The 13,218-nt window shown below is 41.9% G+C and carries 14 protein-coding genes and 1 pseudogene; all 15 read left to right on the top strand.

Features of this window, described 5'->3' with window-relative positions:
- Positions 1 to 19 precede the first annotated feature (19 nt).
- Positions 20 to 1,003 (top strand): RluA family pseudouridine synthase, encoded by a 984-nt coding sequence (locus tag BBW65_RS01620; RefSeq protein ID WP_083985981.1) that lies wholly within the window; start codon positions 20 to 22, stop codon positions 1,001 to 1,003.
- Positions 951 to 2,165 (top strand): fibronectin type III domain-containing protein, encoded by a 1,215-nt coding sequence (locus BBW65_RS01615; protein WP_066338820.1) that lies wholly within the window; start codon positions 951 to 953, stop codon positions 2,163 to 2,165. The genes BBW65_RS01620 and BBW65_RS01615 overlap by 53 nt, the downstream gene beginning before the upstream one ends.
- A complete protein-coding gene (gene trmB, locus BBW65_RS01610) occupies positions 2,165 to 3,367 on the top strand; it encodes a tRNA (guanosine(46)-N7)-methyltransferase TrmB (RefSeq protein WP_066338818.1) in 1,203 nt (400 codons plus the stop codon). Before BBW65_RS01615 ends, trmB begins: the two co-directional genes overlap by 1 nt.
- Entirely contained in the window at positions 3,351 to 4,022 is a 672-nt protein-coding gene (locus BBW65_RS01605; protein ID WP_066338817.1) for a cell division ATP-binding protein FtsE, read from the top strand. Before trmB ends, BBW65_RS01605 begins: the two co-directional genes overlap by 17 nt.
- Positions 4,009 to 4,818, top strand: a complete 810-nt coding sequence (locus tag BBW65_RS01600) for an FtsX-like permease family protein (protein ID WP_066338814.1) — start codon at positions 4,009 to 4,011, stop codon at positions 4,816 to 4,818. Before BBW65_RS01605 ends, BBW65_RS01600 begins: the two co-directional genes overlap by 14 nt.
- A gap of 3 nt (positions 4,819 to 4,821) precedes the next feature.
- Positions 4,822 to 6,018 (top strand): murein hydrolase activator EnvC family protein, encoded by a 1,197-nt coding sequence (locus tag BBW65_RS01595; protein WP_083985979.1) that lies wholly within the window; start codon positions 4,822 to 4,824, stop codon positions 6,016 to 6,018.
- A 71-nt stretch (positions 6,019 to 6,089) separates the two neighbouring features.
- Positions 6,090 to 6,476 carry a flagellar protein FlaG gene (locus BBW65_RS01590; RefSeq protein WP_066338812.1) on the top strand — a complete coding sequence of 129 codons (387 nt, stop codon included), beginning with the start codon at positions 6,090 to 6,092 and terminating at the stop codon, positions 6,474 to 6,476.
- Positions 6,477 to 6,503: 27 nt separating this feature from the next.
- A complete protein-coding gene (gene fliD / locus BBW65_RS01585) occupies positions 6,504 to 8,534 on the top strand; it encodes a flagellar filament capping protein FliD (RefSeq protein ID WP_199919454.1) in 2,031 nt (676 codons plus the stop codon).
- A gap of 17 nt (positions 8,535 to 8,551) precedes the next feature.
- Positions 8,552 to 8,926, top strand: a complete 375-nt coding sequence (fliS, locus tag BBW65_RS01580) for a flagellar export chaperone FliS (protein ID WP_066338809.1) — start codon at positions 8,552 to 8,554, stop codon at positions 8,924 to 8,926.
- A complete protein-coding gene (locus BBW65_RS01575; RefSeq protein ID WP_066338807.1) occupies positions 8,913 to 9,137 on the top strand; it encodes a hypothetical protein in 225 nt (74 codons plus the stop codon). The genes fliS and BBW65_RS01575 overlap by 14 nt, the downstream gene beginning before the upstream one ends.
- A gap of 9 nt (positions 9,138 to 9,146) precedes the next feature.
- Positions 9,147 to 9,770 (top strand): dethiobiotin synthase, encoded by a 624-nt coding sequence (bioD, locus tag BBW65_RS01570; RefSeq protein WP_066338805.1) that lies wholly within the window; start codon positions 9,147 to 9,149, stop codon positions 9,768 to 9,770.
- A gap of 84 nt (positions 9,771 to 9,854) precedes the next feature.
- A complete protein-coding gene (gene lysA, locus BBW65_RS01565) occupies positions 9,855 to 11,081 on the top strand; it encodes a diaminopimelate decarboxylase (protein WP_066338803.1) in 1,227 nt (408 codons plus the stop codon).
- Complete coding sequence (locus tag BBW65_RS01560) at positions 11,062 to 11,325, top strand: chorismate mutase (protein WP_066338793.1); 264 nt, start codon at positions 11,062 to 11,064, stop codon at positions 11,323 to 11,325. The genes lysA and BBW65_RS01560 overlap by 20 nt, the downstream gene beginning before the upstream one ends.
- Positions 11,315 to 12,217, top strand: a complete 903-nt coding sequence (locus tag BBW65_RS01555; RefSeq protein ID WP_066338786.1) for a DUF2156 domain-containing protein — start codon at positions 11,315 to 11,317, stop codon at positions 12,215 to 12,217. The genes BBW65_RS01560 and BBW65_RS01555 overlap by 11 nt, the downstream gene beginning before the upstream one ends.
- Positions 12,214 to 13,202 (top strand): annotated as a pseudogene (locus BBW65_RS08160) (chorismate-binding protein); the annotation flags it as partial. The gene BBW65_RS01555 and the pseudogene BBW65_RS08160, both read left to right, overlap by 4 nt.
- Positions 13,203 to 13,218 lie beyond the last annotated feature (16 nt).

The raw sequence follows: 13,218 nt of genomic DNA, 5'->3' as shown, positions 1-13,218 counted from the left end.
AATAATCCAAAGAATAGCTATGAGTGAGCCAAAAAAAAGACACATTATATCTCAAGAGGATTTTAAAGAGAACACAAAACTAAGAATTGATTCTTTTGTGAGTCAATGGCTTTGTGTGAGCAAAAATCAAGCCTCCCAAGCCATCAAAAACCACTGCGTTTGTGTCAATCAAAAGCCCTGTGACAAAAATGGTCTGATGCTCAAAATCGGGGATTGTGTGGAGTTTGTGCCATTGAAACAAGAAGCAACAGAAATCAAATGCTGTTTTGATGAGGAGATTGAGGTTTTGTTTGAGGATGAGGAGATTTTGGTCCTCAACAAGCCACCTCATTGGGTCGTCCATCAAGCTCCAAGCGTGAAAGAAGCGACTTTGGTGGATTATCTCAAATCCAAAAACTTCTCTCTCTCGACAATCAGTGGGGAGGAGAGGTATGGCATCGTGCATAGACTAGATAAGCAAACAAGTGGGGCGATCGCCATCGCCAAAACAAACCACGCACATCAAGCTTTGAGCGAACAGCTCAAAACTCGTGCGATGGGGAGATACTATCTTGCAATCATTGATTTGCCAATCAAGGAAACAATGGAAGTAGAATGTTTTTTGGGACGCAATCCAAACCATCGATTGAAAATCGCCAAGCTCAAGAGTGGGGGTCGCTATTCCAAAAGCACATTTGTGCCATTGCTTAGCAAGCAAGTCTCTTTGATAGCCGCCAAACTGCATACAGGGAGGACACATCAAATCCGTGCACATTTGGAGAGTGTATCAAGGCATATCATCGGAGATACGCTCTATGGCAAGAGCGACGCTTATCAAACGCGTTTGATGCTTCATGCTTATTTGCTTTATCTGATTCACCCTACCACAGGGCAGAGGATAGAGATACAGGCACCGCTATTTGGAGATATGTTGGGGTTTTTAAACAATAATTTTGCATTGGAGGAAGTTTATGAAGTTATTAATCAAGAGCATTTTTTGCATCTTTTTGGGGATAGGGTTTAGTGGATGTGTTGGGTTTTTTATGATGAAATCCACGCTAGATCTTGCTCTGCCCGTGATTGATGAAGTGCAGGTGATCCCAGATGTGAGCTCGATAGCATTTGAGTGGAAAAGGGTCAAAAACAAATCAGTAGAGGGCTTTGCAATCTTTAGGCAAGAGGCTGATGGGGCATTTGAGTGCATTGAGATTATCAAAGATTCTGCTGTGACACACTACATCGACAAAGGGCTGAAGCCAGAGAGTGTGTATGCCTATCAGTTTGCAACCATTGGGGCGGATTATACGATTTCAAGAAAAAGCAAAACCATACGCGTCAAAACCTCTTTCATCGATCCTGTGGAGGGGCTTTATGCCCAGAGTGATGAACCGCGAATGGTGAAATTGATATGGGCACCCCATCGCAATCCAAGTGTCGAAAAATACATCATTGAGAAAAAAATCCAAGGGGAATGGAAAGCGATCGGATCAGTTCCTAGTCGTTTGCTCCCAGAATACATCGATCGGGAGTTGTCAGATGGCACAAAGTATGAATATCGCATCGTGGGGGTGAGCTTTGAGGGGGATTATTCCAAATATAGCGAGAGTGTGAGTGCGACGACCAAGTATCCGCCCAAACCTATAGAAAATTTGGAAGCTTCCAATGATGTCCCCAATCTCATTGTGTTGAAATGGAAGCCCCTCCAAACCAAAGATCTTTCAAAATATGCGATTTATGCTTCTAGACAGGAGAAAAAGGGGTTTGAAAAGATCGCAGAGGTGGAAAACACGCGTTATGAATTTCACACTGAGGAGAATGGGGAGCGGTGGTTTTTCAAGGTGGTGGCTGTAGATAGAGATGGCATACAAGGCTCACTCAATCTTGTGCCAGTTAGCGGGAACTCTCTAGTTCCACCAGCACAACCTAATATCAAAAGCTATCAAGTGCAGAATGGAGTGGGGGTGATCGAATGGACTGCGACCAATACCCAAAGGGTGAATAAAATCTATATCTACCGCAAAAGTGGTTTGGGGGATCCGATCCGCTTTGTGTTGGAGGATTATGTGAATCAATGGGAGGACAAAGATATGCAAAAAGGGGTGAAATATACCTATTGGGTGGAGTTTGTAGATGTTAATGGAATCAAAAGCGAGAGCAGCCAGCATATCGATTTGGAGGTCCAATAATGCCTCATTGTCTTGCCACCCAAATCGAATGCTTCGCATTGCCTTGCGTTCAAGATGGCTATGTGTTTGAATATGAGGTTTCCAATCCAAAAGGCGAGAGCCTGATTTTTGTGAGATTTGAGAGGTATGAGTTTTTTATCCACAAGCGTTACCGCCACAAACATCAAGACTATATCCTCAAATGCAAAAAAATCTCCGCAGGGATCCCTACAGGGATCATCAAGGGGGCACTTAGAATCTTGGCAAAGCACAATCAGAAATATTTAATATCACACAATCTCAATAATGATTCTTTGCGTTCTTTGCTTGTATCGCCGTTTTTGAAGCAGATCGAGGATTTTTTGTCTTTTGATGAAGAGTTTGAGCTTGAGATTGGCTTTGGTTCAGGGCGTCATATTTTGCAAAAAGCACAGCAAAACCCCAATCGGCTTTTTATCGGGATTGAGCTTTATACCCCATCTATCGAGCAGGTTCTCAATCAGATCAATTTGCTAGGATTGCAGAATCTATGGATTGTCAATTTTGATGCACGGATTTTCTTGGAGTTGTTGCCCTCCAATCTTTGTCACGCATTGTATGTGCATTTCCCTGTGCCTTGGCACAAAAAGCCACATCGTCGCGTATGGAGTGCAGGATTTGTGCAAGAGGCTTTGCGTGTGCTAAGAGAGGGAGGCAAACTAGAATTGAGAACAGATGATGAGGAGTATTTTGCTGATGCCTACAAGATTTTGATGAATGAGGGTGCCTTTGGGGCGTATATCTCCAAAAACATTGACAAAGAAGTGGTGAGCAAATACGAGGGGCGTTGGCGTAGAATGCAAAAATCTATTTATGAGATGCAGATGTATGCTTTGGACACAAGCCCTCAAAAGATTCTTGATTTGCAGTTTGATTTTTGTGCGTTGAAAGAGGTTCTAAAAGAAAAGGCATTGGGAGAAATTGCAAAAAGTTTTGCTAAAATTTCCGCCAAAAAGGTCCTCCAAAAATCATTTTTGCATATTAATGATTTGTATTTGAATCAAGATCGGTGCATTTTGGCATTGAGTTTTGGGGATTTTTCTCAACCTCAAAGCAAATATGTGTTGTTGGAGAAAGATGAAGTTGTGTATTTGGGAGGCAATCCTTTGCCTACAGAGGCTACACATTCGGCGCATTTTGAACTAGTTCAATTATTAAGGAGTTGTTTTGAGCGTCATCATTGAAACAAAAAAGCTAGAGCTGTATTACAAAAAAAACGAACCAGTGATCAAACAAGCAGATTTTACGATCAAAAGCAAAGATTTTGTGTTTGTCGTGGGGGAGAGTGGGAGTGGCAAAAGCACCTTGCTCAAATCACTCTATGGTGCTTTGAGTATCAAAGGAGGGGAGCTCAAAGTCGGGGGGATCGATATGAGGAAGCCTAGCAAAAGCGATATTTTGAAACTTCGCAAAAGTATCGGTATCGTGTTTCAAGACTACAAACTCATCGAGGAATGGAGCATCGAAAAAAATGTAATGCTTCCAATGCAAATCAATGGCTATGAAAAAGAAATGTGTATGCACAAAACCAAAAAACTTCTCGCACACATCAAAATGACTCACAAAGCTTCAAAATACCCTCTTGAGCTTAGCGGAGGGGAGCAGCAAAGGGTGGCTATGGCGAGGGCTTTGGCACACAATCCATTCCTGATCCTTGCTGATGAGCCTACAGGAAATCTCGATGAATACTCTAGCTCCCTTGTATGGAATCTACTCAAAGGTGCAAATGAGCAGTTGGGGATCACCGTGGTCGTGGTCACACATCAAATCCCGACAAATCTAGAAATCGATTGCAAAAAACTCTATATTGAGGAAGGGATCGTTTATGAACTCCATTAAAAGACACTTATCGCTGATTATTCCTTTGATGATGCTCCTATGCTCTTTTGAAAGCTCGCAATTGATCCAAAGAGCAGTTGCAGAACACGAAAAAAAACTCTCTCAAGATTACTCCATCGTTATCGCCTCAACCAAAGAAATGAACCTAGGGACTTTGCAAGAAAAGCTCAAAGAAGTGATTGAGGTCATCCCTATTGATTCAGATATTGTGATGAAGGAATTGCAGGGCTCTATGAGTGATGAAAATCTTGAATTCCTCAAAAAACAGCTTCCGTTGTTTTATTCTATCAAGCTTTCTATTTTTCCTACAGAGCGTCAAATCACAACATTTAATCAAGCACTGCTAAAAATCGATGGGGTGCAAAAGGCAGAGCTATTTGTCAAAACACACACCAAAGTTTATAAGCTTCTTTTGCTCCTCAAAAAAAGCATTTTGTTTTTTGGCTCATTGCTTGGTATCTTGAGCATTTTACTGATGGTCAAGCAAATTGAGATTTGGAATCTGCAACATTCTAAGCGTATGGAGATTATGAGTTATTTGGGGGCACCTAGTTGGATGAAAAACAAAGTATTGTTCAAACTCGCCTCTATTGATTCATTGATTGCTTCGGTGCTTGTGATTGTGGGGTTGATGTTTTTCTTGGAGAGCGAGGAGCTCAAGCCTTTGTTTGTGTCATTGGAGATTGAAAATGTGATTTTCACTCCTGTTCAGGATTTTGCTATGTTGCTAGTGATTTCTTTGGCAATTTCATATCTATCCGCAATTGTAGTGATAGCAAGACAGAAGGATTATTAAGTCGTGCGTGTCATTGTGATTGCTTTTTTGATACTAAGTTTTGCGGTTGCCAACTCGTTGCAGCGTGATATACAGACAAATCAAGACAAGATTCGCAAAAATATCAACGAAGAAAAAAGAATCAACAAAAAAATCAATGCCTTGGGGCAGGAGATCCGCGTCCAAAGCAAAAATCTCAAAGGCATTATTGAGCAGATACAGGTTTTGGAAAAAGAGCTTGAGGACAATCAAGCGCGTTTTGCACAGCAAGAGAAAGATCTCTTTAGCGTCAAAGAGCAAGAACAGAGTTTGCAAAAAAGAGACGAGGAGATACAGCAACAAATCACCCAGCTTGTCGCACAGAAACTCGCCTTTCGCGTAATCGTGAATCAAAAGCAGATCACCTCTGCAGAGGGGTTGATCGCCCAAGAGTTTTTCCAAACAATGAGTCGCGAGGCAAAAAACAAAATTAGCTTTTTGACACAAGAGAAAATGCGGCTTGGTGTTGAGATAGGCAAACATTCAGTAGAGGTTGAGAGATTGCAAGGGTTGATCGCTCAACAAAATGAAAAACGCAAACTTTTGGGCAAACGACTTGATGAGCGTAATGGATTGATCAAAAAACTTCAAACAGATATTCAAAACTACAATCAGCGTTTGGTGATCATCAGTCAAGAGAGAGCAAACCTTGATGAGATTCTAGAGAAGCTCAATATCAAAAAACGCAATCTAGAGGCAATTGCACGCAACAAAAAAGACGCCAAAAAAGACGGATTTAGTGCTCCTCTTGAAGTCAAACAAATGGCAAGTTCTTATCGTCAGGTTTCTACGACCAAATATTATGGCAAAACAACTATCGCTCCATTGGAAAAATATGAGATTGAGCAGAAGTTTGGGGCTTATTTTGATCCTGTGTATCAAATCAAAGTGTTCAACGAATCTGTGATTATGACTCCTAAGCATTCGGGTGCAAATGTGAGAAGTGTGCTAGGTGGTAAGGTGGTTTTTGCCAAAGACACGCCAGTCTTGAAAAAAGTCGTGATTATCGAGCACGCCAATCAGCTCCATACGATTTATGCTTATTTGGACAAGATCGCTCCAACGATACGACCCGGATTGCGTATCAAAAAAGGCTATGTGATTGGAAAAGTGGATAACAAGCTAGGATTTGAGGTGACGCAAAAAGACAAACATATAGATCCGCTAGAATTATTTAGATAAATTAAAGTAAATAGATTTCTGCCGATGTTGTAGAAATTACTCTGGTTATAACAATATACAAGGAGGAGTGAATGGTAATACAAGCAATAAATTTGAACGCACAAAACAAAATTATCGAGCTTGCAAAGCAATACACTCAAGAAGTGAAAAAAGCAGAGCCACCCAATGGTGACAAGATCGCTCAAGGGCATTTCGAAAAAATCGAAAATGATCTTGAACGCACAAATCGCACAAGCAAAGATGAGCTAATGAAGCTAAGTCAAGATCTCAACACAAAGATGAAGAATCTAAACACCAATGTAAAATTCACATATAGTGATGAGATCAAGGGTTTGCTTGTGACGGTGAGGCAAGAGGGGAGTGACAAAGTCATTGCTGAGCTTCCATCCAAAGAGGCTATCGCATTGATGCAAAAAATGCACGATTTGGTCGGCATACTCTTTGATCAAAGAGGATAAAGTTAATAAGGATTAGTTGTTATGGCGATGGGGAAACTTAGCTCTTTGGGGGTTGGGAGCAATGTTTTAAATTATGATGTGATTGAGAAGCTCAAAAAATCTGACGAAAAAGCAATGATTGAGCCAATCGATCGCAAGATGAAAGAAAATGTTGAAAAACAGGCTGAATTGGTATCGATTATTTCAATGATTGATACGATGCGTGGAGATGCTCAAACTCTCTCTGATTATTCTTCTTATATCAAACGCAAAACAAGCGTGAGCGGTGAAGGTGTCACAGCGACTGCAAGTCCCGGGGTGCCGATACAAGATATTGCGATTCAAGTAAAGCAAGTTGCCAAAAACGACATCAATGAAGTCGGGACAAAGTTTGAAAGTCGCGATTCGGTTTTTACCGAGAGTGATACGAGACTTTCGTTTTATGCAGGAGGACAACGCCACACTATCAACATCAAAGCAGGGACGACTTTGGGTGATTTGGCACAAATGATCACAGATCAATCAGGCAATAAAGCCATAGGGATTGTGATGAAAACAGGGGGGGCAAATCCCTATCAGCTGATGATCAACTCCAAAGAGACAGGGGAGGAAAATCGTATCTATTTTGGTGCGACTTATCAATCCAAAGAAATCAAAAGTGGTCCGATCTCATTGGGAGAAGGCGATCTTGAGCTGATACTCAAAGACAAGCAAGGGCTAGATCAAAGCGTGATGGTAACGCTCCCACAGACTTTGGAAACAAGCAAATCTAGTGATAATGCTCAAGCTTTGAAAGAGGCAATACTTCAAGCGATTGAGGAAAATGCAGAGCTTGCAGATTTGCTTGGTTCAGACATTAATGTCGGCGTTGGTGTGGGTGGCAAATCTTTGGTGATCAATGATCGCCGTGGGTATGAGGTGCAAGTTTTGGGCACCAAAGCCAAAGAGCTTGGGTTTGAGGATACACAAAGCCCAGAGGACAACCTCATCACAGGAAAAAGTGCGGTCGAAAAAGGCAAGATCAATGGGCGTATCAATATCAATGGAATCCCACTCAATCTCGCAGATCTCACATCATCAAGCCAAAGCGGTGCTCAAAATGCCCAAAAAATCGTTGAAGCCTTGGATAATGTGTCAGACATTCGCGTATATACCGACAAAGATGGGCGTTTGGTTTTCAATTCAAGCAATGGTGAGATTTTTATCAAAGCCGAAGATGAAGAGGGTAGGGAGGCTTTGGCTAAATTGGGATTGGCTGAAGGGACATTTGCAGAATATAGCAAAACTCAAGAGGGGATTTTCAAGTTCAAAAACATTCAGGCAGGGCAAGATGCGGTTTTGACTTATAATGGTGCGACGGTGGTGCGTCCCAAAAATAGTATCAATGATGTAGTGGGAGGGGTCAATCTTGAGATTACAGCACCAACTCCTGAGGGGCAGGAAGTCACAATCAATGTATTGCCTGACAATGAGAACATCATCGAAGAAGTCAAGGCTTTTGTTGAGAAATACAACGAATTGATCCCAAAACTCATAGAAGATACGCGTTATGATCCAGAGACAAAAGTGGCAGGGATTTTCAATGGCGTGAGCTTCATCCGTATGATTCGCTCCTCAATCAATCAGATTTTTTCCTACACTTCAGGAAGTGGATTGGAAACCAAAAGTTTATTTAAGTATGGCTTGAGTCTTGACGATAATAGTAAAGTCGTTTTTGATGAAGCAAAGCTAAGCAGTGCTTTGAGTTCTGATCCTGATGGCGTGAGAGATTTTTTTGTCGGTGTTGATAAAAGTGTGTTGGGCAAAGACACTAGGGTCGGGGGAGTGTTTAGAATGCTCAATGAAACACTTGATGGAATGGTCAAAGGTTCCAACTCTTCATTGAAACTCTATGAGCAGAATCTTACTCGTGATGATAAGAGGCTTAGAGAAGACAGGAAAAGGACGATGGAACGCCTCAACAACAGATACGAATCGATGGCAGAACGCTTTGCAAGTTATGATAGTCAAATCGCTAAGACAAACAATTCTTTTAATAGTGTGCAAATGATGATCAATCAAGCAACTAAGGGAAAATAAAATAAAAAGGAAGAGAGATGAAGAATGCCTATAGTCTTTATCAACAAAATTCTGTTTCTATCGAATCTCCAGCAAAACTCATCGAAATGCTTTATGAGGGGATTTTGCGTTTTGCGTCTCAAGCAAAGCGTTATATCGAAGTTGAGGACATCGAAAAGAAGATTTACTATATCAACAAAACCACAGATATTTTTACAGAACTTTTGAACACACTTGATTATGATAGGGGCGGAGATGTGGCACATTATCTTTCTGGACTTTATACCCATCAAATCAAGCTTTTGGCTCAAGCCAATATCCGCAATGACGGCGAGAAAATCGACACAGTGATTTTGGTCGCAAGAGGTTTGCTAGATGCGTGGAGAGAGATCAATCAAAATGAATTGGCTTGATGGATTGAAAATCGCATTGCTTGAAGAGAATGCACAAAAGGCTTTTGAAATCAGTAGCAATCTCCCCAAAGAGGGGTTTGCCAACCTTGAAGAAATGCTCCAAGCTCGAGAGCTAATCGCACAAACCACAGATTTGCTCAAAAGAGAAAAAGAAAAACTACGCATTGCAATGCAACAGATTCGCACAGCACAGAAGTTTTTGCAAGATTAGATTTGACTGATGCGTGTGTTTTTTGTCACAGGTAGCGATACCAATGTGGGGAAAACTTATGTCACTTCAGCATTGGTGAAGCTTTTGAATCAAAGGGGGCACAAATCAGTAGCACTCAAGCCCATTGAAACAGGAGTGAGCGGTATGCCACTTGATTCGATGTTGCATTTGGAGACTGCAAATAGCTTGGGATACAATCTGACACTTCCACAGATCAATCAATACGCCTTTGCTTTGCCCGCCTCGCCTTATTGTGCCGATGTGGAGCATAGGATTTGTGTCGCAAGTCTTTTGGAGCATATTGAGCGTTTTCAAGATTTTGATTATGTGTTTGTCGAGGGGGCGGGGGGGTTGTTTGTCCCGATTCTTGAGGATTATTTTATGCTTGATTTTGCCAAAGATTTGCAGGAGAGATTTCAGGGAGAGACGCTTTTTGTCTGTGATACGCATTTGGGGATGATCAATCGTCTTTTGAGTGCGAGATATATTTTGCAACATCAAGGGATTTGCTCTCACTTCTATCTCAACTGCCTAGATACAAAAGAGTTTGAGCAAATCAGCCTACCATTTTTGAGAGAGGCGGGTATAGAATACACTTGCACCCTTGATGAGTTGTCGCTTGTCATTGGGTGAGGTGGGTGTATCAGAAGTTTGATTTCAAGTATCTGATGAAAAATGCTAGAATCCAAACTTCATTAAGAAATTTTAAGGTTATTTATGCAAAACATCGATTTCAAACATTTGGCACAACGCTACCAGACTCCTTTGTATGTGTATGATTTCCCAAAAATCCAAGAGAATTTTTTGGCTTTCAAAGAAGCTTTTGCAGGACGCAAGTCATTGATTTGCTATGCCCTCAAAGCAAACTCCAATCTCTCTTTGATCGCTCATTTAGCTCAAATGGGGGCAGGGGCAGATTGCGTGAGTTTTGGCGAGGTGAGAAGGGCGTTACTGGCTGGGATCCCAAAATACAAAATCATTTTTAGTGGGGTTGGTAAGCGTGATGATGAGATAGAAGGGGCGTTGAGAGAGGATATTTTGTTTTTGAATGTGGAGTCTTTTGGGGAACTCAAAAGGATTGAAAAAATCGCACAAGCACTCAATCTCCAAGCACGAATCTCCGTGCGTGTCAATCCAAACATTGATGCCAAAACGCACCCATACATCTCGACAGGAATGGCAAAAAACAAATTCGGCGTTGAGATTGAGGAAGCCAAAGAAATGTATTTGTATATCAAGCATTCCAATGCCCTTGAAGCGGTGGGGATACATTTCCATATCGGCTCACAGATTTGTGATCTCTCTCCATTTATTGAGGCTTCCAACAAAATCGCCAAACTTCTTACCTCCTTGTTGGCTCTAGGGCTTTCAATCAAGTTTTTTGATGTAGGCGGGGGGCTTGGTGTGTGTTATGATGATGAAAATCCTATCGCACTCTATGACTATGCACAAGGGATTTTGGCGAGTTTGGGGGGCTTGGAGCCTACGATTATTTGTGAGCCCGGTCGTCGTATCGTGGCAGAGAGTGGGTATTTTTTGACGCGTGTCATCGGTGAGAAGCAAAACTCTCACAAGCGTTTTGTGATTGTGGATGGGGCGATGAATGACTTTTTGCGTCCTTCATTGTATGAGGCTTACCACAGAAGCACTTTACTAGACTCCAAAAGCTTGGATTCTAGTTTGTGTGATATTGTTGGACCTATTTGTGAGAGTGGGGACTATTTGGCGAAGGATGTTTTGTTGCCAAGCACGCAAGAGGGAGATTTGATCGTGTTTGAGGGGGCAGGTGCTTATGGCTATAGTATGTCTAGCAATTACAACACACGCACCAAACCCGCAGAAGTTGCTTTGACTGAGAATGGAATCAAACTGATACGAGGACGCGAGTCTTTGGAGGATTTGTTTGCCAAAGAATTGGAGTGCTATGAATCTAACAAAGCTTAGAGTAGAGATTGACAAAATCGACGATGAGATACTAGAGCTTCTCAAAAAACGCATTGAAATCGCCAAGCAAATCGGCATTCTCAAACGAGAGCAAAAACAAGAAATCATTGATTTACAAAGAGAGCGTAGGATTATCGAGCGTCTATCCCAAGATGATATATTTTCTCAAGCAGAGATTGCTTCAATCTATCAAGAGATTTTTCGCCTAACAAAAGCCTATCAGAAAGGAAAAGATGAAATTTGAACCCATTGATTTAGGACATAGAGAGCTTATTTTGAGCTTCCAGCAAGATGTGGAGTTGCCACTATCAGATTTTAATTTTGCAAATTTATTGATTTGGCACAATGCGAGGGAGATTAGTTTTTGCGTGATTGAGGATGCTTTGATTCTTAGGAGCCAATACCCCAATCAGAAGCCTTATTATTTTTATCCTCAAGGCACATCTCCACGAAACGCCTTGCAACGCTTGATAGAAACAGAGCGAGATTTGTATTTCAAATCTCTCACTTTTGCACAAACCCAAGAGCTTGAGGCACTTTATCCCCAAAGGTTTGACATCTCCCAAACCCCAGAGCATTTTGACTATATTTACAATGTTTCTGAGCTTATCGCACTCTCAGGACGCAAATACCACAAAAAAAAGAATCATCTCAACAAGTTTTTGCAGACTTATCCTCATTTTGTGTTTGAGGAAGTTTCTCTTGCCAATAGTGCAGAGCTTGTGCAAACCTATGCCCAGTGGTATGAGGCAAACCCTCACAAAGACGAGGCATTGCGTGCAGAAAAAGAGGGGATTGAGACTTTGCTCAAACATTGGGAGGTTTTGTCCAAGCCAAACGCTCAAGGGCTTTTTGGGCTCAAGGGTGGGATTTTGCGTTTGGATGGAGAGATCATCGCATTTGCTTTGGGTGAGGCATTGAGCACACAAAGCGTGGTGATACATATCGAAAAAGCCAATATTGCTTATGTGGGGATTTATCAGGCAATCAACCAACAATTTTTGGCAAATGTTTGGCACCAGTATTTGTGGGTCAATCGCGAGGAGGATTTGGGGCTTGAGGGTTTGCGTAAAGCAAAGCTTAGCTATCAGCCCACGCAACTCCTCCACAAATACTCCGCTGCATCACGCCTATGAATCTTTTTGGGGAATATGTTTATCATCATTCTCTTTTGAGGATTGTTGCCTTTGATCAGCAGGGGCTTCAAGAGGCATTTGCACAGATACAATCTTGCAGAGACAGGGGGTATCTGCTAGGTTATGTCGCTTATGAGGCGTATTATGCACTCATTGATGAGACTTATCGCTCCAAAACCCCATTGCTTTTTTTTGAATGCTTCGCACATCGTGAAGCATTCACTTCTTTGCCCAAGACTCACAAGATTTTTGCACCCCAAGAAGTGCGATTTGTGGATTATGAGAGCTATGCTCAACAGGTGGAAGCAATCAAAGAGCAGATACTAGAGGGCAATACCTATCAGGGCAATCTGACGACTTGTTTTGAGTTTGTTTCGACTTTGGAGCTTGAGGAGATTTTTGCGGCTTTGTTGTATCGGCAGGACACCCCATATCGTGCTTTTTTGGACACCCCTTATGGCAAAATCGCCTCTTTCTCTCCGGAATTGTTTTTTGAGATTAAGGGGGGAGGATTTATACTGAGCCGATGAAAGGCACGATTGGGCGTGGGGCTGATACTTCAGAAGATCAGAGACTCAAAGAATTTCTACAATCTGACATCAAAAACCGCAGTGAAAATGTGATGATTGTGGATCTGCTACGCAACGACCTTAGTAGGATCGCTACAGAGGTGGAGGTATTGGAGCTTTTTGCAATCAAAACCTATCCTACTTTGTTTCAGATGACTTCAAAAATCGCAGGGAAGCTCAAAGACAACGCCACACTGCTAGAGATTTTCACAGCCCTTTTTCCTTGCGGTTCTATCACAGGGGCACCCAAAAAACGCACGATTGAGATTTTACAAGGGATTGAGAATAGGGAGAGGGGCGTGTATTGTGGGGCGATTGGATTGATAGAATCCCAAGAGATGACATTTTCCATCCCTATTCGCACTCTGGTGCAGAGGGCAGATCAAGGCACATTCAAACAATATGCCTATGGCGTGGGGAGTGGGATTGTTT

It is taken from the genome of Helicobacter enhydrae (assembly GCF_001693335.1).
GTDB lineage: Bacteria > Campylobacterota > Campylobacteria > Campylobacterales > Helicobacteraceae > Helicobacter_G > Helicobacter_G enhydrae.
The sequence above is the reverse complement of the archived record's forward strand: the minus strand, read 5'-3'. Positions and strand labels throughout refer to the sequence as shown.

What these genes read in the sequence shown, in the direction of transcription:
- BBW65_RS01620 (WP_083985981.1), top strand. Translation starts at nt 20, where the DNA reads ATGAGTGAGCCAAAAAAAAGACACATTATATCTCAAGAGGATTTTAAA.
- BBW65_RS01615 (WP_066338820.1), top strand. Translation starts at nt 951, where the DNA reads ATGAAGTTATTAATCAAGAGCATTTTTTGCATCTTTTTGGGGATAGGG.
- trmB (WP_066338818.1), top strand. Translation starts at nt 2,165, where the DNA reads ATGCCTCATTGTCTTGCCACCCAAATCGAATGCTTCGCATTGCCTTGC.
- BBW65_RS01600 (WP_066338814.1), top strand. Translation starts at nt 4,009, where the DNA reads ATGAACTCCATTAAAAGACACTTATCGCTGATTATTCCTTTGATGATG.
- BBW65_RS01590 (WP_066338812.1), top strand. Translation starts at nt 6,090, where the DNA reads ATGGTAATACAAGCAATAAATTTGAACGCACAAAACAAAATTATCGAG.
- fliD (WP_199919454.1), top strand. Translation starts at nt 6,504, where the DNA reads ATGGGGAAACTTAGCTCTTTGGGGGTTGGGAGCAATGTTTTAAATTAT.
- fliS (WP_066338809.1), top strand. Translation starts at nt 8,552, where the DNA reads ATGAAGAATGCCTATAGTCTTTATCAACAAAATTCTGTTTCTATCGAA.
- BBW65_RS01575 (WP_066338807.1), top strand. Translation starts at nt 8,913, where the DNA reads ATGAATTGGCTTGATGGATTGAAAATCGCATTGCTTGAAGAGAATGCA.
- bioD (WP_066338805.1), top strand. Translation starts at nt 9,147, where the DNA reads ATGCGTGTGTTTTTTGTCACAGGTAGCGATACCAATGTGGGGAAAACT.
- lysA (WP_066338803.1), top strand. Translation starts at nt 9,855, where the DNA reads ATGCAAAACATCGATTTCAAACATTTGGCACAACGCTACCAGACTCCT.
- BBW65_RS01560 (WP_066338793.1), top strand. Translation starts at nt 11,062, where the DNA reads ATGAATCTAACAAAGCTTAGAGTAGAGATTGACAAAATCGACGATGAG.
- BBW65_RS01555 (WP_066338786.1), top strand. Translation starts at nt 11,315, where the DNA reads ATGAAATTTGAACCCATTGATTTAGGACATAGAGAGCTTATTTTGAGC.